This is a genomic window from Xanthomonas sp. NCPPB 3005, assembly GCF_041228095.2.
Classification (GTDB): domain Bacteria; phylum Pseudomonadota; class Gammaproteobacteria; order Xanthomonadales; family Xanthomonadaceae; genus Xanthomonas_A; species Xanthomonas_A bonasiae.
In genome coordinates, this window is sequence record NZ_CP166096.2 from 4246060 (window position 1) to 4262768 (window position 16709).

Annotated in this window: 24 protein-coding genes; 1 reads left to right on the forward strand and 23 read right to left on the reverse strand. The window is 64.9% G+C overall.

Features of this window, described 5'->3' with window-relative positions:
- Positions 1–498 precede the first annotated feature (498 nt).
- Positions 499–1896, reverse strand: coding sequence for a class II 3-deoxy-7-phosphoheptulonate synthase (locus AB8810_RS18300; RefSeq protein WP_179570579.1), 1398 nt, complete (start codon positions 1894–1896; stop codon positions 499–501).
- Positions 1897–2121: 225 nt separating this feature from the next.
- Between AB8810_RS18300 and AB8810_RS18305 the strand changes: the two genes are divergently transcribed.
- Positions 2122–4257: a TonB-dependent receptor gene (locus AB8810_RS18305; protein WP_369914471.1), complete on the forward strand. Its 2136-nt coding sequence runs from the start codon at positions 2122–2124 to the stop codon at positions 4255–4257.
- A gap of 253 nt (positions 4258–4510) precedes the next feature.
- On the opposite strand, the gene AB8810_RS18310 is transcribed toward AB8810_RS18305, so the two are convergent.
- From AB8810_RS18310 to rplV, 22 genes are all read right to left on the reverse strand, one after another.
- The gene (locus tag AB8810_RS18310; RefSeq protein ID WP_191825075.1) at positions 4511–5023 is read right to left on the reverse strand and encodes a disulfide bond formation protein B; all 513 of its coding nucleotides are present in this window, start codon (positions 5021–5023) and stop codon (positions 4511–4513) included.
- Positions 5024–5202: 179 nt separating this feature from the next.
- Positions 5203–5589 (reverse strand): 50S ribosomal protein L17, encoded by a 387-nt coding sequence (rplQ, locus tag AB8810_RS18315; protein ID WP_003470628.1) that lies wholly within the window; start codon positions 5587–5589, stop codon positions 5203–5205.
- Between the two features lie 292 nt (positions 5590–5881).
- Positions 5882–6880 (reverse strand): DNA-directed RNA polymerase subunit alpha, encoded by a 999-nt coding sequence (gene rpoA, locus AB8810_RS18320; protein ID WP_003470629.1) that lies wholly within the window; start codon positions 6878–6880, stop codon positions 5882–5884.
- Between the two features lie 50 nt (positions 6881–6930).
- Entirely contained in the window at positions 6931–7560 is a 630-nt protein-coding gene (gene rpsD / locus AB8810_RS18325; protein ID WP_010340454.1) for a 30S ribosomal protein S4, read from the reverse strand.
- Positions 7561–7574: 14 nt separating this feature from the next.
- Positions 7575–7967: a 30S ribosomal protein S11 gene (gene rpsK / locus AB8810_RS18330; protein WP_179570576.1), complete on the reverse strand. Its 393-nt coding sequence runs from the start codon at positions 7965–7967 to the stop codon at positions 7575–7577.
- A 9-nt stretch (positions 7968–7976) separates the two neighbouring features.
- Positions 7977–8333 (reverse strand): 30S ribosomal protein S13, encoded by a 357-nt coding sequence (gene rpsM / locus AB8810_RS18335; protein ID WP_145701687.1) that lies wholly within the window; start codon positions 8331–8333, stop codon positions 7977–7979.
- Between the two features lie 339 nt (positions 8334–8672).
- On the reverse strand, positions 8673–10043 hold the full coding sequence (secY, locus tag AB8810_RS18340) for a preprotein translocase subunit SecY (RefSeq protein ID WP_179570575.1): 1371 nt from the start codon (positions 10041–10043) through the stop codon (positions 8673–8675).
- Between the two features lie 7 nt (positions 10044–10050).
- Positions 10051–10494 (reverse strand): 50S ribosomal protein L15, encoded by a 444-nt coding sequence (gene rplO, locus AB8810_RS18345; RefSeq protein ID WP_003470637.1) that lies wholly within the window; start codon positions 10492–10494, stop codon positions 10051–10053.
- 6 nt (positions 10495–10500) lie between these two features.
- Positions 10501–10692: a 50S ribosomal protein L30 gene (rpmD, locus tag AB8810_RS18350; protein WP_005408214.1), complete on the reverse strand. Its 192-nt coding sequence runs from the start codon at positions 10690–10692 to the stop codon at positions 10501–10503.
- Positions 10685–11230, reverse strand: coding sequence for a 30S ribosomal protein S5 (gene rpsE, locus AB8810_RS18355; RefSeq protein ID WP_104557639.1), 546 nt, complete (start codon positions 11228–11230; stop codon positions 10685–10687). The genes rpmD and rpsE overlap by 8 nt, the downstream gene beginning before the upstream one ends.
- Before the next feature lie 157 nt (positions 11231–11387).
- Positions 11388–11747, reverse strand: coding sequence for a 50S ribosomal protein L18 (gene rplR / locus AB8810_RS18360; RefSeq protein WP_003470642.1), 360 nt, complete (start codon positions 11745–11747; stop codon positions 11388–11390).
- Positions 11748–11837: 90 nt separating this feature from the next.
- Positions 11838–12365 carry a 50S ribosomal protein L6 gene (gene rplF / locus AB8810_RS18365; protein ID WP_179570574.1) on the reverse strand — a complete coding sequence of 176 codons (528 nt, stop codon included), beginning with the start codon at positions 12363–12365 and terminating at the stop codon, positions 11838–11840.
- A gap of 16 nt (positions 12366–12381) precedes the next feature.
- Entirely contained in the window at positions 12382–12780 is a 399-nt protein-coding gene (rpsH, locus tag AB8810_RS18370) for a 30S ribosomal protein S8 (protein WP_003470646.1), read from the reverse strand.
- A gap of 260 nt (positions 12781–13040) precedes the next feature.
- Positions 13041–13346 carry a 30S ribosomal protein S14 gene (gene rpsN / locus AB8810_RS18375; protein WP_179570573.1) on the reverse strand — a complete coding sequence of 102 codons (306 nt, stop codon included), beginning with the start codon at positions 13344–13346 and terminating at the stop codon, positions 13041–13043.
- Between the two features lie 111 nt (positions 13347–13457).
- On the reverse strand, positions 13458–14000 hold the full coding sequence (gene rplE / locus AB8810_RS18380; protein WP_145701692.1) for a 50S ribosomal protein L5: 543 nt from the start codon (positions 13998–14000) through the stop codon (positions 13458–13460).
- A gap of 11 nt (positions 14001–14011) precedes the next feature.
- Positions 14012–14329, reverse strand: coding sequence for a 50S ribosomal protein L24 (gene rplX / locus AB8810_RS18385; protein ID WP_009607346.1), 318 nt, complete (start codon positions 14327–14329; stop codon positions 14012–14014).
- Between the two features lie 15 nt (positions 14330–14344).
- Positions 14345–14713, reverse strand: coding sequence for a 50S ribosomal protein L14 (gene rplN, locus AB8810_RS18390; protein ID WP_003486699.1), 369 nt, complete (start codon positions 14711–14713; stop codon positions 14345–14347).
- Positions 14714–14727: 14 nt separating this feature from the next.
- Positions 14728–14997 (reverse strand): 30S ribosomal protein S17, encoded by a 270-nt coding sequence (gene rpsQ, locus AB8810_RS18395; RefSeq protein ID WP_179570572.1) that lies wholly within the window; start codon positions 14995–14997, stop codon positions 14728–14730.
- An 11-nt stretch (positions 14998–15008) separates the two neighbouring features.
- Complete coding sequence (gene rpmC / locus AB8810_RS18400; protein ID WP_039007513.1) at positions 15009–15194, reverse strand: 50S ribosomal protein L29; 186 nt, start codon at positions 15192–15194, stop codon at positions 15009–15011.
- Complete coding sequence (rplP, locus tag AB8810_RS18405; protein ID WP_003470657.1) at positions 15194–15607, reverse strand: 50S ribosomal protein L16; 414 nt, start codon at positions 15605–15607, stop codon at positions 15194–15196. The genes rpmC and rplP overlap by 1 nt, the downstream gene beginning before the upstream one ends.
- A gap of 5 nt (positions 15608–15612) precedes the next feature.
- Positions 15613–16347 (reverse strand): 30S ribosomal protein S3, encoded by a 735-nt coding sequence (rpsC, locus tag AB8810_RS18410; RefSeq protein ID WP_003470660.1) that lies wholly within the window; start codon positions 16345–16347, stop codon positions 15613–15615.
- Between the two features lie 17 nt (positions 16348–16364).
- Complete coding sequence (rplV, locus tag AB8810_RS18415) at positions 16365–16700, reverse strand: 50S ribosomal protein L22 (RefSeq protein ID WP_003470663.1); 336 nt, start codon at positions 16698–16700, stop codon at positions 16365–16367.
- Positions 16701–16709 lie beyond the last annotated feature (9 nt).

Below are 16709 nucleotides of genomic sequence, written 5' to 3' on the forward strand. Positions count from 1 at the left end.
ATGCGCTCCTTGAAGGGGGGAGGAGTCGCGACAGTGTGGCAAAGCAGGCATGAGCGCAGTGTCGAGCGCTGTGCCGCGGCACGAATCGCGGCACCATCGCCAGGCGTGCGCACGGCGCACATCCGCGACACGCGCATCGCGGGCGAGCGGCGCCCCGTTCCTGGCGCAGTCCACGACCGATGTGCGCGATCGCAGCGTGCGTGCTTCCTGAGCGGCGACAAGCAACTCGCCAACGGCCCGCGGCCGCCGCTGCAGATGGTGCGTCCTCAGTTACGTCCGAAGCTGGATGCGGCAGCCGCGGCGCCTGCCAAGACCCCGAGGCGCCGACATCGCCAACCAGCCCCCCATCGCAGGCCGCGACACGCGCGCTGCAGCTGCATTCGCGGTGTCGGATATCGACGACTTCAAGCGCGCCGACGAGCGCCATCGCCACGACATCGGCACCTGGCGCACGCAGCGCACCAGCAAGCCCGCTGCGGTGACCCAGGGAGCGCGCGGTCAGTCCGTGCTCAACGGCACGCTGCGCCCGTTCTGCTTGCGCACGATCGCCAGCGCGATCTCCAGCGACTGCTCGTAGTTCAGGCGCGGATCCACGCTGGAGCGGTACGCCCGCTCCAGGTCGCGCTCGGTCAGCTCGCGCGCGCCGCCGGTGCATTCGGTGACGTCTTCGCCGGTCAGCTCCAGGTGCACGCCGCCCAACCGCGTGCCGGCCGCAGCGTGGATGTCGAACGACTGCTCCACCTCGCCCAGCACGTTGTCGTAGCGCCGCGTCTTGTAGCCGTTGCTGGTGCTCTCGGTATTGCCGTGCATCGCATCGCACACCCACAGCACGCGGCGGCCGTCGCGCTTCACCGCATCCAGCAGCGGCGGCAGTTTCTGCGCGATCTGTGCCGCGCCCATGCGGTGGATGAAGGTCAACCGGCCCGGTTCGTCTTCGGGGTTGAGCACGTCGATCAGGCGCAGCAACTGGTCCGGCTGCGCCGACGGCCCGACCTTGATCGCGATCGGGTTGCGGATGCCGCGGAAATATTCCACGTGCGCGCCGTCCAGCGCGGCGGTGCGCATGCCGATCCACGGGTAATGCGTGCTCAGGTTGAACCAGCCCCACTGCCGCGGCACTTCGCGGGTCAGCGCCTCCTCGTACGGTAGCAGCAGCGCTTCGTGCGAGGTGTAGAAATCGACCCGGTTGAGGTTGTACAGCTGCGCGCCGGACAGCGTCTCCATGAAGCGCACCGCGTCGCCGATCGAGGCCACCATCTTCTGGTAGTCCTCGGCCAGCGGCGAGTAGCCGACCCAGCTCAGGTTCCAGTACTCGGGATGGTGCAAATCGGCGAAGCCGCCGTCGATCAGCGCGCGCACGAAGTTCATCGTCATCGCCGAACGCGAGTGCGCGGTGATCATCCGCCGCGGATCGGGCACGCGCGCCTGCGCGGTGAACTCCGGGCCGTTGACCACGTCGCCGCGGTAGCTCGGCAGGGTCACGCCGTCGCGGGTCTCGGTATCGGCCGAGCGCGGCTTGGCGTACTGGCCGGCATAGCGGCCGACCCGCACCACCGGCAGGCGCAAGCCGTGCACCAGCACCAGGCTCATCTGCAGCAGCACCTTGAGCCGGTTGGAGATCGTGCCGGACTCGCAATCGCTGAAGTTCTCCGCGCAATCGCCGCCCTGCAGCAGGAACCGCTTGCCTTCCTGCGCTTCGGCCAGCTGCTTCTTCAGCGCGAAGATCTCCCACGAGGTGACCAGCGGCGGCAGATGGCGCAATTCGCCCAGCGTCGCCTCCAGCGCCTGCGCGTCCGGATACACCGGCATCTGCAGCGCGGGTTTGCCGCGCCAGCTTGCGGGCGCCCAGGACGGCGAAGCGGATTCGGGCGGGGCGGCGGGGACGGACAGGTTCATGAAAGGACTCCTTGGCAACCTGCGATGTTCGCAGAGCCAGGCCGCGACGCAAAGCACTGCGTGACGCGGTTGCGCAGCCGTGGCCGCAGCAGCGTGAAGCACATGAACGGCAGGCAAAGCGCACATGCCAGGCATGACTTCCGGCCTACGCCAACGCCACTGCGAAAGCAGAATGTTATTACATAACAAATCTTTTCCTTCCCCTCCCCAGGTCTCGCCTACGCCATGACGCCCCGCCCCCTCTCCGCCGCCATCGCCCTCGTCCTGCTGGCCGCGCCCGGCCTCGCCTTCGCCGCCGATGCGGCTAGCGCCGACACTGGTCCCGAACGCACCACCGACCTGGATGCGGTCACCGTCACCGCCAAGCTGGAAGCGGCGCGCAACGCGCTGTCGCCGGACATCGGCAGCAGCCAGTACGCGATCACCGCCGAGGACATCGAGCGGCTGCCGCTGGGCGCCTCCACCCCGCTCAACCAGGTGCTGCTGCAGGCCCCGGGCGTGGTCCAGGACTCCTATGGCGGCATCCACGTGCGTGGCGACCACGCCAATCTGCAGTACCGCATCAATGGCGTGCTGATCCCCGAGTCCATCTCCGGCTTCGGCCAGAGCCTGGACCCGCGCACGATCAAGAGCATCAAGCTGCTCGATGGCGCGCTGCCGGCGCAGTTCGGCGACCGCACCGCGGCAGTGGTGGACATCACCACCAAGAGCGGCGTGGAACTGGGCAACGGCGGCAGCGTCGGCATCACCGGCGGCTCCTACGGCACGCTCAATCCGAACGCCTCCTGGTGGGGCAGCAGCGGCCGCTGGAGCTGGTTCGTCACCGGCGACTACGAGCAGAACAAGCTCGGCCTGGAGAATCCGGTCAACAGCCGCGACCCCGAGCACGACAAGACCCATCAGGGCAAAGGTTTCGCCGACCTCAGCTACCTGATCGACGAGAACACCCGGCTCAGCCTGCTGGTCGGCTATGCCAACAACCGCTTCCAGATCCCGAACAATCCGGGGCAGACGCCGGCGTACGACTATCTGGGCACCACCGATTTCGATTCCTCCAAGCTTGACGAGAACCAGCGCGAGAACACCCGCTTCGGCACCCTGGTGCTGCAGGGTTCGCTCGGCGCCACCAGCTACCAGCTGTCGGCCGGACAGCGCTACAGCAGCGTCGCGTTCTCGCCCGACGTCGCCGGCGACCTGATCTTCAACGGCGTCGCCTCGCAGGTGGACCGCAGCAACCGCGCCAACACCGTGCAGGCCGACTTCTCCACCCCGCTCGGCGACGCGCACACGCTGCGCTACGGCGTGTACGGCAATTTCGAGCACGCCGTCGCCAGCAACAATTCCTATGTGTTCCCGGCCGACGCCGACGGCAACCAGACCAGCAACACGCCGGTGTTCATCCCCGACGCCAGCCGCTTCCACGCCAGCACCTACGCGGTGTACCTGCAGGACGAATGGAAGATCGGCGACGACTGGACCGTGAACTACGGCGTGCGTGGCGACCGCTACAAGGCGTTCGGCACCACCGAAGGCCAGCTCAGCCCGCGCCTGGGCGTGGTCTGGCAGGCCAGCGCCGACACCACCGTGCACGCCGGCTATGCGCGCTACTTCACCCCGCCGGCCAGCGAACTGATCTCCACCAGCGACATCGCCCTGTACGACGGCACCACCAACCAGCAGTCCACCGCCGGCGGCGCGACCACGCCGCTGAGCGAGCGCAGCGACTATTACGACCTGGGCATCTCGCAGGTGGTCAACGAGCACCTGACCCTGGGCCTGGACACCTACTACCGCAAGGCCGACCGCCTGCAGGACGAAGGCCAGTTCGGCGCCGCCTACGTGTATTCCACGTTCAACTACCGCTACGGCCGCATCCGCGGCGCGGAGTTCAGCGCCGACTACAGCAACGGGCCGGTCACCGCCTACTTCAACGTCGCCTACAGCAAGGCGATGGGCAAGCGGGTCATGACCAGCCTGTACAACTTCGATCCGGACGCGCTGGCCTACGTCTACGACAACTGGATCCACCTGGACCACGACCAGAAGTTCACCTCGTCCGGCGGCATCAGCTACGCGCTCGACGACGCCAGCCGGATCGGCGCCAACTATCTGTTCGGCAGCGGCCTGCGCACCGATACCGACACCGTGCCCAACGGCGGCGAGCTGCCGTCGTACTTCCAGCTGAACCTCAGCGCCGGCCACGACTTCGCGCTCAGCGCGCATCCGCTGCACGCGCAAGTGGCGGTGCTCAACGTGCTCGATCGCGCCTACCAGCTGCGCGACGGCGGCGGCATCGGCGTGTTCGCCCCGCAATGGGCGCCGCGCCGCGGCGTCTACCTGAGCCTGCAGCAGGATTTCTGAGGCAAGTGCGCAGCCAGGCCGCGCCCGCAGGACGGGCCGGCCTGGATGCATGGATGGGTGCGGCGCCGCGATCGTTCGCAGCGGCCGCGCCGCTGCTGCCCGCGGATTCACGTCATCCGTTTACCGTCTGCAGCACCGTGTAGGAGCGGCTTCAGCCGCGACAGAGGCTTACCGATAGTACCTGTCGCGGCTGAAGTCGCTCCTACAGGTGCGCTGCCTCTCAGCCCACGACAAGACGCAGCACGCGGAAACCTCAGTGCAGCGAGCGCCGCCGGGCCTTGAACCCGGCATACAGCGCGAACAGCGCCAGCGCCACGAAACAGATCAGGCACCACATCGGCATCGACAGGCCGAGAAAACGCCAGTCGATATTGCCGCAGTCGCCGGTCCCGGTCAGCACCCGGCGCAGCACTTCGAACGGCCCCATCGTCTCGCGCAGGAAGCTCAGCGGCGGACCGCAGGAGGCCATCGGATCGGGAAACAGCTGCACCGACACGTGCTTGGTGGAAATGCCGGCACCAACGGCCGCGGCCAGGAACGCCAGCACGCCATAGACCTTGCGTCCGCCGCTGCGGGCCGGCCCGTGCAAGGCGCCGAGCAGGAACAGCAGGCCGAGCGCGGCGAACGCGATGCGCTGGAAGATGCACAGCGGACAGGGCTCGATGCCGAGCTGCACCTGCACGTAGATCGCATAGCCCAGCAACCCGGCACAGATCAGAAAGCCGAACAGGAACTGCGCGCGGAAACTCCAGCGTAACGGGTTCATCGGGTCGGGCTCACATGAACAGTTAGTGCATTATCCGCCATCGCCCGCCTCGCCACCATGTGCCGTGCGTCCCTGGGTGCGGCGAACGCGACAGCGCCTGCGCGGCGCAAACCGCCGCCGTCCAGACGCAAAAAAGCCCGGACATGCCGGGCTTCTTGCTGACGCGGTGCGGGCCGGATTTACTCGGCCACTTCCTCGGCGATCGCGGTCGGGCGATCGACCAGCTCGACGTACGCCATCGGCGCGTTGTCGCCGGCGCGGAAGCCGCACTTCAGGATGCGCAGGTAGCCGCCCGGACGCGACTGGTAACGCGGGCCCAGCTCGACGAACAGCTTGCCCACCGCTTCCTTGTCGCGCAGGCGCGAGAAGGCCAGACGGCGATTGGCGACGCCATCGACCTTGGCGATGGTGATCAGCGGCTCGGCGACGCGACGCAGCTCCTTGGCCTTCGGCAGGGTGGTCTTGATCAGCTCGTGCTTGAACAGCGAGGCCGCCATGTTGGAGAACATCGCCTGGCGATGGGCGCTGGTGCGGTTGAACTTGCGGCCGGATTTCTGGTGACGCATGGTCTTGGTTCCTATGGAAAGTTGAAACTGCTGGAGATCGCTGTCGCCGTCCTGGCGTTGAACAATGGACTGCGGATGGTCCGAGCCGGCCGTCCCTGACCGGACAACGCCGCGGGCTTGAAGACCCGTCGGCGTAGTTGTGCAACTGATGCGGCGCGAGGCGCCGCGAAGGCGCCCCTGCTTCCGTCCCTGGCGGTCTTACCCGGGCTCCGTAGAGCCCTGCCCGGCCATCCATGACCGGACTGCAGCGTCCGTGGCCGATGCCGGTGCGGCATCGGCCAGGTGCGGCTGCTTAGCCGAGCATGCCGTGCTGGGCGACGCCGGCCGGCGGCCAGTTCTCCAGCTTCATGCCGAGCGACAGGCCACGCTGGGCCAGCACTTCCTTGATCTCGGTCAGCGACTTCTTGCCGAGGTTCGGGGTCTTGAGCAGCTCCACTTCGGTCTTCTGGATCAGATCGCCGATGTAGTAGATGCTCTCGGCCTTCAGGCAGTTGGCCGAACGCACGGTCAGTTCCAGATCGTCGATCGGACGCAGCAGCACCGGATCCACGCCATTGCTGGCCGGCTTGGCCGCGCCACGGTCGCGATGGGTGAAGTCGCCGAACACCGACAGCTGATCGCTGAGGATGTCGGCGGCGGTGCGCACGGCTTCCTCGGCATCGATCGTGCCGTTGGTCTCGATGTCCAGGACCAGCTTGTCCAGGTCGGTACGCTGCTCGACGCGCGCGGATTCGACCGCGTAGGCGACGCGGCGCACCGGCGAGAACGACGCATCCAGGATCAGGCGACCGATGGTGCGGGTTTCCTCGTCCGGACGGCGACGCGCGGCGGCCGGCTGGTAGCCGAAGCCACGCTCGATCTTCAGACGCATGTTGATCGCCATGTCCTTGGTCAGGTGGCAGATCACGTGGTCGTTGTTGAGGATCTCGACGTTGTGGTCGGTCTTGATGTCGGCGGCAGTGACCGTGCCCGGACCCTGCTTGGACAGCGACAGCGTGGCGCTGTCACCGGTGTGTATGCGGATGGCCACGTCCTTGAGGTTGAGCAGGACATCCAGCACGTCCTCCTGCAGCCCTTCGACCGTGGTGTACTCGTGCAGCACGCCGTCGATCTCGACTTCGGTGATCGCGAAGCCGGGGATCGAGGACAACAGCACGCGACGCAGGGCATTGCCCAGCGTGTGCCCATACCCGCGCTCCAAGGGCTCGATTACGACCTTGGCGCGGTTGTCGGTAAGGCGTTCGATCTGCGGCCCACGGGGGCGCAGAACCTGGTTGGCGGTAACCGTCATGTTGCGGGTTCTCCTGACGAGCCTCCGTTGCCGGAGGCTCTCCAATGTGATTACTTCGAATACAACTCGACGATCAGCGCTTCGTTGATGTCAGCAGGCAGGTCCGCACGATCCGGCACGGCCTTGAAGATGCCGCTGAACTTCTTCGAATCGACCTCGACCCAGGACGGGTTCAGGTCGTGCGTTTCGGCAACGGTCAGCGCTTCCTGCACGCGGAGCTGCTTCTGCGCCTTTTCCGACAGGGCGATCGCGTCGCCGGCCTTGACCTGGTACGAGGCCAGGTTCACCGACTTGCCGTTGACCAGCACGCCACGGTGCGACACCAGCTGGCGCGCGGCCGGGCGGGTGACGGCGAAGCCCATGCGGTAGACGACGTTGTCCAGGCGGGTTTCCAGCAGCTGCAGCAGGTTCTCGCCGGTGTTGCCCTTCTTGGTCGAGGCCTTCTTGTAGTAGTTGCGGAACTGACGCTCCAGCAGACCGTAGATACGCTTGACCTTCTGCTTTTCGCGCAGCTGGGTGGCGTAGTCGGACAGCTTGCCCTTGCGGGCGGTCGCGCCGTGCTGGCCGGGCTTCTGCTCCAGCTTGCACTTGGAGTCCAGCGCACGCGCCGGGCTCTTGAGGGAAAGATCGGCGCCTTCACGGCGCGCGAGCTTACAGGTAGGACCGATATAACGAGCCATTTCTTATCGCTCCTTTAGACGCGACGCTTCTTCGGCGGACGGCACCCGTTGTGCGGGATAGGCGTCACGTCGATGATGTTGGTGATCTTGTATCCGACGTTGTTCAACGAACGGACGGCGGACTCGCGACCCGGACCCGGGCCCTTGATGCGCACTTCCAGCGACTTCACGCCGTAGTCGAGCGCAGCGCGCCCGGCCTTCTCGGCGGCAACCTGCGCCGCGAACGGCGTGGACTTGCGCGAACCGCGGAAACCAGCGCCACCGGAGGTCGCCCAGGACAATGCATTGCCCTGACGGTCGGTGATGGTCACGATGGTGTTGTTGAACGAAGCGTGGACGTGGGCGACGCCGTCGGTGACGACGCGCTTGATCTTCTTCTTGGTTTTTGATGCTGCGGGCTTAGCCATGTCTGTCCCTTACTTCCTGATCGCCTTGCGCGGGCCCTTGCGGGTGCGGGCGTTGGTGCGGGTGCGCTGACCACGCAGCGGCAGGCCACGACGATGACGCAGGCCGCGGTAGCAGCCCAGGTCCATCAGACGCTTGATGGCGATGCCCACTTCGCGACGCAGGTCGCCTTCGACGATGTACTTGCCGACTTCGAGGCGCAGGCGCTCGATTTCCGGCTCGGACAGGTCACGGATCTTGGTGGTCGAGGTCACGCCTGCGGCTTCGCAGACCTTCTTCGAACGGGTACGGCCGATGCCGAAAATGCTTTGCAACCCGACCCAGACGTGCTTCTGGGCTGGCAGGTTGACGCCTGCAATACGCGCCATGACGCGGTTCTCCAACTGAGTGATGGCCCGACGGCGCACTGTGGCGCCATCCGGCAGGATGGATCAAAAAGTGAACTTGTAAGTCTAGCAAGGTCTCGGGTTACATGGAAGCCCGTGGAACCTTTCGGTTCCGCAAGCCCGGCATGGGGAGTGTGCCCATGCTCCGGCGCCGGACGTCGTTGGCCAGGGTGAGGATCCACCTCGGCCGCCCGCGCTACTCCAGCGCAGGACCACCACGTCTCACCCACGCACGAGACCGCTGCATGGGCCGCCCTTCAAGTGGGAAGACTGCGCCCGGGAACCGGGGCGTCTTCACCGAAGGAAGTCAAATTATAGCAATCAACCGCGGGCGAAACCGCCGCCGCGCGAGCCACCCTTGAGGTTGGCCTTCTTCAACAGGCTTTCGTACTGGTGCGACATCAGGTGCGCCTGGATCTGCGCGATGAAGTCCATCACCACCACGACCGCGATCAGCAGCGAGGTGCCGCCGAAGTGGAACGAGGTGCCGAGCTGCGCGCGCATGATTTCCGGCAGCAGGCACACGATCACCAGATACAGCGAACCGGCGGCGGTCAAGCGGGTCAGCACGCCGTCGACGTAGTCGGCGGTGGCCTTGCCCGGACGGATACCCGGGATCAGCGCGCCGGACTTCTTCAGATTGTCCGCGGTTTCCTGCGAGTTGAACACCAGCGCGGTATAGAAGAACGCGAAACCGATGATCAGCGCGGCGAACACGATCATGTGCACCGGCTCGCCCGGGCCCAGCGCATTGGCGATGCGCTGCAGCCAGCTGCCGAAGGTGCTGTTGGAGGCGGCCTGGCCCGACCACATCGACAGCGTCGCCGGGAAGGCGAGGATGCTCGAGGCGAAGATCGGCGGAATCACGCCGGCCATGTTCAGCTTCAGCGGCAGGAACGAGGTCTGGTTCATGTACGCGTTGCGGCCGCCCTGGCGGCGCGCGTAGTTAACCGTGATCCGCCGCTGCCCGCGCTCGACGAACACCACGAACAGGGTGAAGGCAAGGATGGTCAGCACGATCAGCAACAGCGAGATGAAGCTCATGTTGCCGTCGCGGTAGGCTTCCACGGTCTGGATCGACGCCGCCGGCAGGCCGGCGACGATGCCGGCGAAGATGATCAGCGACACGCCGTTGCCGATGCCGCGCTCGGTGACCTGCTCGCCGACCCACATCAGGAAGATGGTGCCGGCAGTCAATGCGATCACCGCGGTGAGCACGAAGCCCATGCCCGGCGCGTACACCACCGGTGCACCGCCCGGTGCGGTCTGGTTCTGCAGCGCCAGCGCGATACTGCCGCCCTGCACCACCGCCAGAAGCACCGCGCCGATGCGCGAATACTGGGTGATCTTGCGTCGGCCAGATTCGCCTTCCTTCTGCATCGCCTTCAGCGACGGGAAGATGTGCGTGGCCAACTGGATCACGATCGATGCCGAGATGTACGGCATCACGTTCAGCGCGAAAATGCTGAAACGGTGCAGGGCGCCGCCCGAGAACATGTTGAACATGTCCACGATGCCGCCGCCCTGCGCCTGCATCAGCGCAAGCATGGCTTCGGGATTGACGCCCGGCACCGGCACATAGCAGCCGATGCGGTAGACGATCAATGCGCCGAGAACGAACAACAGGCGCTGGCGAAGTTCCGTGAACTTGCCAAGCCCGCCGCCGAGGTTACCCATGCCAGCCTGCGCCATCTGCGTGTTACTCCTGCACGCTGCCGCCGGCAGCTTCGATTGCCGCCTTGGCACCGGCGGTCGCGGCGATGCCCTTGAGCACGAACTTCTTGCTCAGCTCGCCCTTGAGGACGACCTTGGCCTTCTTCGCAGTGCTCGGGACCAGCTTCGCAGCGCGCAGCGCGGCGAAATCGATCTCGCCTTCCGGCAGGTTGTCGAGCTGGTAGGACAGCACTTCGGCGGTGTCCTTGGCCATCTTGGAACGGAAGCCGATCTTCGGCAGACGGCGCTGCATGGGGGTCTGGCCGCCTTCGAAGCCGGCCTTGATCTTGCCGCCGCCCTTACGCGCGAACGAACCCTTGTGGCCGCGGCCGCAGGTCTTGCCCAGGCCCGAACCGATACCGCGACCGACGCGGGTGCGCTCGGTGCGCGCGCCTTCGGCGGGCTTCAGATCATTCAGATGCAAAGTCATGGTCGCTTACTCCTCAACCTGGACGAGGTACTGAACCTTGTTGATCAGGCCGCGTACCTGCGGGCTGTCCTTCAGTTCACGCACATCGTTGAGCTTGTTCAGGCCCAGCGCACGCACCGACAGGCGGTGACGCGACTGGGTACCACGAAGGCCGCGCACCAGGCGCACCTTCACCGTCTTGTTGGACTCATTAGCCATGGTTGAGTTCCTCCACCTTCTTGCCGCGCTTGGCCGCAATGCGCGACGGCGACTGCATGTCTTCCAGGCCGCGCAGCGTGGCGCGCACCAAGTTGATCGGGTTGCGCGAACCGACGGCCTTGGCCAGCACGTTCTTGACGCCGACCGCTTCCAGCACGGCGCGCATCGCGCCGCCGGCGATGACGCCGGTACCTTCCGAGGCAGGCATCATGAACACGCGCGCCGCGCCGTGGCCGGACTTCACCGGGTGCCACAGGGTGCCGTTGTTCAGATCGATGTTGAGCATGCCCTTGCGCGCATATTCCATCGACTTCTGGATCGCGACCGGCACTTCGCGCGCCTTGCCGTAACCGAAACCGATCTTGCCGTTGCCGTCGCCGACCACGGTCAGCGCGGTGAAGGTGAACTGGCGACCGCCCTTGACCGTCTTGCTGACGCGGTTGACCGCGACCAGCTTTTCGATCATGCCGTCGTCGACTTTCTCTTCGCGGTTGCGGTCGCGATCACGACCCCGCGGTGCACGCTGTTCTTCAGCCATTGTGTATTCCTTGGTAGTTGAAAGATTTACGGCTTGCATGCCGCTTGTAGTTGTTGACTGGAACCGTGTTCCCCGGACGCGCACACAAGGCGCGCCAGGGTCCGATGCAGCCCGCATCGGCAGGTCGGGCGCGGCGTGGACGCCGCGCCCGCAAGGATCAGAACTGCAGGCCGCCTTCGCGCGCGGCGTCGGCCAGGGCCTTGATGCGGCCGTGGTAGCGGTAGCCCGAGCGGTCGAAAGCGACCTTCTCGATGCCCGCGGCCTTGGCGCGCTCGGCGATCAGCTTGCCGACCTTGACGGCCGCTTCGCTGTTCTTGCCGCTCTTCAGGCCGTCCTTGACGTCGGCCTGCAGGGTGTTCGCCGCAGCGATCACCTTGGAGCCGTCGGCAGTGAAGACCTGCGCGTACAGGTGCTGGCCGGTGCGCAGCACCGACAGGCGCGCGACGCCGAGTTCGCGGATGTGCGCACGGGTCGACTTGGCGCGACGCAGGCGGGCGATGTTCTTGTTGATGGTCATGTCTGTGTCCTACGGAAGCTGAAGGAATCCGGGCGTTTCGTCCGGGAGATCCGGCCATGGATGGCCGGGCTCCCAGCAAAGCGGCCTGGATTACGCCTTCTTGGCTTCCTTGCGAATGATGGCTTCACCGGCGTACTTCACACCCTTGCCCTTATAGGGCTCCGGCGGACGGAAACCGCGGATCTTGGCGGCGACTTCGCCGACGCGCTGCTTGTCGGCGCCCTGCACCACGATCTCGGTCTGAGTCGGGGCGGTCAGGGTGATGCCTTCCGGCGCCTTGAACACGACCGGGTGCGAGAAACCGAGCGCCAGGCTCAGGTCCTTGCCCTGCATCGTGGCGCGGTAGCCGACGCCGACCAGCTCGAGCTTGCGCTCGAAGCCTTCGGACACGCCGTGCACCATGTTCGCCAGGATCGCGCGGACGGTACCGGTGATGGCGATCTGCGACGGGTCGTTCGCCGACAGCGTGGCGACACCGTTTTCCTGCTTGATTTCGACGCCAGCCGGCTTCGGCAGCGACAGGGTGCCCTTCGGGCCCTTGACGCTCACCAGCTCGGACTGGACATTCAGTTCGACGCCCTTCGGGAGGGAAATCGGCTTCTTGGCTACGCGGGACATTTACTTGCTCCTTCCCTTAGGCCACGAAGCACAAGACTTCGCCACCGACGCCGGCCTGACGGGCCTGCGCATCGGTCATGATGCCCTTGGACGTGGAAATGATGGCAACGCCCAGGCCGCCGAGAACCTTCGGCAGTTCGGCCTTACCGCGATACTGACGCAGACCCGAACGGGACACGCGCTTGAGCGTATCGATGACCGGACGGCCCTCGAAGTACTTCAGCACGATTTCCAGCTCGGACTTGTTGTTCTCGATCGGGTTGACGCGCAGGTCGCCGATATAGCCTTCGGCCTTCAGCACTTCTGCGATCGCTACCTTGATCTTGGAGGACGGCATTTTCACCGTCGGCTTGCCAACCGCGGCCGCATTCTTGATGCGGACCAGCAGGTCGGCGATGGGATCAGTCATGCTCATGGTGTCTACCTTTGAGTGCACCGATATCCGCTTTCGCGAAAATCTTGTGATGTGAAGCTGTGGAATGAAGCAGTGATATGCAGCGTGAAACGTCCTGGAGAAGGCCAGGGCCCTACCGCAACCCGCCCTGCCAGGCGCAGGCAAGGAGCGGGATTATACGACAAAAAGTCCGACTTGCGTCGGACTCGTTGACGGAACAGCAAGCGGGCGGGCGACCGCCCTGCCCCGGACTCCGCGAACGGAGCCGGGACCGCCGGTTGTTACCAGCTGGCCTTGCGCAGGCCCGGCACGTCGCCGTTCATCGTCGCCTTGCGCAGCATGTTGCGGCCGAGGCCGAACTTGCGGTACACGGCGCGCGGACGACCGGACAGCTCGCAACGGGTGCGCTGGCGGCTCGGCGACGAATCGCGCGGCAGCTTCTGCAGCTTGACCACCGCGTCGGCCTTCTCGTCGTAGGACGAGCTGTCGGCGGCGATGATCTTCTTCAGCGCGTCGCGCTTGTCGGCGAACTTCTTCGCCAGCTTCTTCCGCTTGATGTCGCGGTTGACCATGGAGGTCTTTGCCATCTGTAAATCCTCGGGATTCGAGATTGGGGATTGGAGATTTGCGGAACCCGGGATGTGGCGGGCGCAGCGCCCTTCCCATCCCGGATCCGAATCACGAATCCCGGCTGTCAATCAGTTACGGAACGGGAACTTGAACGCTTCGAGCAGCGCCTTCGCTTCGGCGTCGGTCTTGGCGGTGGTGGTGATGGCGATATCCATGCCGCGGATCGCATCGACGGCGTCGAAGTCGATTTCCGGGAAGATGATCTGTTCCTTCACGCCCATGTTGAAGTTGCCGCGACCGTCGAACGAGCGACCCGAAACACCGCGGAAGTCGCGCACGCGCGGCAGCGAGATGTTGATCAGGCGATCCAGGAACTCGTACATCTTGGCGCGACGCAGCGTGGTCTTGCAGCCGATCGGCCAGCCATCGCGGATCTTGAACGACGCCACCGAGATACGCGACTTGGTGACGACCGGCTTCTGGCCGGAGACCTTGGCCATGTCGGCCACGGCGTTTTCCAGGATCTTCTTGTTCGTCGCCGCCTCGCCCACGCCCATGTTCAGGGTGACCTTGACCAGCTTCGGCACTTGCATCGGATTGGTGTAACCGAACTTCTTCATCAGAGCCGGTACCACTTCTTCCTTGTAGATCTTTTCGAGACGGGAATTCATTGTGTCATTCCTCAGGCGTCGAGCGCCTCACCGCTGGAGCGGAACACACGCAGTTTGCGTCCATCCTCCAGCACCTTGAAGCCAACGCGCTCGCCCTTGCCCGTTGCCGGGTTGACGATCGCCACGTTGGAGATATGGATCGACGCTTCACGCTCGACCACGCCGCCGGCAACGCCTGCCTGCGGGTTCGGCTTGGTGTGGCGCTTGACGATGTTCGCGTTGGAGACGATCACCCGATCGCCGTCGACGCGGACGATTTCGCCCTGCTTGCCCTTGTCCTTGCCGGTAGTGACGACAACCTGGTCGCCCTTCTTGATACGGTTAGCCATGTGTATGTCCTCCGCTCACAGCACTTCAGGAGCGAGCGAGACGATCTTCATGAACTTCTCGGAACGCAGCTCGCGGGTAACAGGCCCGAAGATGCGCGTGCCGATCGGCTCCTGCTTGTTGTTGAGCAACACCGCAGCGTTGCCGTCGAAGCGGATCAGCGAACCGTCGGGACGACGCACACCCTTGCGGGTACGCACCACGACGGCGTCGTAGACTTCGCCCTTCTTGACCTTGCCGCGCGGGATCGCGTCCTTGACGGTGACCTTGATGATGTCGCCAATGTGCGCGTAGCGGCGCTTGGAGCCGCCGAGCACCTTGATGCACATCACTTCCTTGGCACCGGAGTTGTCGGCGACGTCGAGGTAGCTCTGCATCTGGATCATGATTCAGATCTCCCTTATTCGGCCGAACGGGTGACGATTTCCACCACCCGCCAGTTCTTGGTCTTGGACATCGGCGCAATCTCGGTCACGCGCACGACATCGCCTTCGTTGCAGGCGTTGTCGGCGTCGTGTGCGTGGAGCTTGGTCGAGCGCTTGATGTACTTGCCGTACAACGCATGCTTGACCTGACGCTCCACCAGCACGGTGACGGTCTTGTCCATCTTGTTGCTGACGACGCGGCCTTCGACCGTGCGCAGCGTCTTGCTTTCGTTAGTGTCGCTCATGGCGGCCATCCTTACTTCGTGCTGCCGATCAGGTACTTCACGCGAGCAATCTCGCGGCGCACCCGGCGGGTTTCGTGGGTCTTCGGCAGCTGCCCGGTGACCTGCTGCATGCGCAGGGCGAACTGCTCCTTGCGCAGATCGGTCAGGTGGGCCTTCAGATCGTCAGCCGACTTCTCGCGGAGTTGTTTGATGTCCATCAGCGTACCGTCCGGGTGACGAAGGTGGTGGTCACCGAAAGCTTGGCAGCGGCCAGGCGGAACGCCTCGCGCGCGACATCTTCGCCGACGCCTTCGATTTCATAGATCATGCGACCGGGCTGGATCTGGGCGACCCAGTACTCGACGTTACCCTTACCGGAGCCCATTCGCACTTCGATCGGCTTCTTGGTGATCGGCTTGTCCGGGAACACGCGGATCCACATCTTGCCGCCGCGCTTGACGTAGCGGCTGATCGAGCGGCGCGCCGCTTCGATCTGGCGCGCGGTCAGCTGACCGTGCGCAGTGGCCTTCAGCCCGTACTCGCCGAAGCTGACGGCGTTGCCGCTCCATGCCAGGCCGTCGTTACGGCCCTTGTGCATCTTGCGGTATTTGGTTCGCTTGGGTTGCAACATTGCCGTTACCTCGCTTCACGAGCCGGACGCGACGGACGGTCACCACGGTCGCCGCGATCGTTACGATCGTTGCGCGGGGAATCGTCCTGCTTTTCCTGGCCAACCTGGGAGAAATCGAAGATCTCGCCCTTGTAGATCCACACCTTGATGCCGATGATGCCGTAGGTCGTCTTGGCTTCGGCGAAGCCATAGTCGATGTCGGCACGCAGCGTATGCAGCGGCACGCGGCCCTCGCGGTACCACTCGGAACGGGCGATTTCCGCACCGTTCAAGCGGCCGGCGACGTTGACCTTGATGCCCAGGGCACCCAGGCGCATCGCGTTGCCGACCGAGCGCTTCATCGCGCGGCGGAACATGATGCGACGCTCGAGCTGCTGCGCGATCGACTCGGCGACCAGCTGCGCATCCAGCTCCGGCTTGCGCACTTCGGTGACGTTGATGTGGGCGGGGACGCCCATCATCTCGCTCACTTCCTTGCGCAGCTTCTCGATGTCCTCACCGCGCTTGCCGATCACCACGCCCGGACGGGCGGTGTGGATCGTCACGCGCGCGGTCTTGGCCGGACGCTCGATCAGGATCTTGCTGATGCCCGCCTGCGCCAACTTCTTGCGCAGCATTTCGCGAACCTTGAGGTCGGCTGCCAGGTAACCGGCGAACTCGCCCTTGTTGGCGTACCACTTGGAATTCCAGTCCTTGGAGACACCCAGGCGGATTCCAATCGGATGAACTTTATGACCCATCGTCTTTTCCTTTCCGCTTACTTGGCGGCGCCCACAACCACAGTGATGTGGCTGGTGCGCTTGAGGATGCGGGTACCGCGGCCTTTCGCCCGCGCCATGAAACGCTTCAGGGTCGGACCTTCATCAACCATGATGGTCTTGACCTTCAGCTCGTCGACATCCGCGCCCTGGTTGTTCTCGGCATTGGCGATCGCCGACTCCACCACCTTCTTGATCAGGTGGGCAGCCTTCTTATCCGAGAACTTCAGCAGGTTGACCGCCCGCTCGGCGGAAAGACCGCGCACCTGGTCGGCGACCAGGCGGGCCTTCTGCGGGGAGATGCGCGCAGTGCGCAGGATTGCTTTCGCTTCCATCGTCATCTC